The 379-nt window shown below is 67.3% G+C and carries 1 protein-coding gene; it reads right to left on the minus strand.

Annotated elements, in window-relative coordinates:
• Positions 1-13: 13 nt before the first annotated feature.
• Positions 14-379, minus strand: a 366-nt coding sequence (locus EN906_RS37160) for an enolase C-terminal domain-like protein (protein ID WP_281060493.1), incomplete at its 5' end; no start/stop codon positions are given.

Here is a 379-nt window from a genome sequence, read left to right on the forward strand (position 1 = left end):
GCGGATCTTCATCTCAGCGGCCGACCTCGAAGAAAGGCTTGCCCAGCAGGTCGGGAACGACGTCGATGCCGAGGCCCGGTCCGTCCGGAATGCCCATGCGGCTGCCGGTGACCGGCGGCATGTTCGACGCCGTGCGCACCGTCACCCATTCATGGAAGGCGATGGCATGCAGCCGGCGCTCTTCCGGCGTCGACAGCGACAGATGCGCCATGGCCGCGGTGTCGATCTCGGCGCCGCCCGTGTCCTCGACCGTGATCATGAAGCCGAGGTCGACGGCAACGTCGCGGATCTGGCGCGTCTTCGTCACGCCGCCAAGGCGCGAGATCTTCAGGGTCAGCCCGTCGGCCGCACCCAGGCGATGAATTTCCAGCATCGCCTC

The organism is Mesorhizobium sp. M7A.F.Ca.CA.004.06.1.1, assembly GCF_003999135.1.
GTDB lineage: Bacteria > Pseudomonadota > Alphaproteobacteria > Rhizobiales > Rhizobiaceae > Mesorhizobium.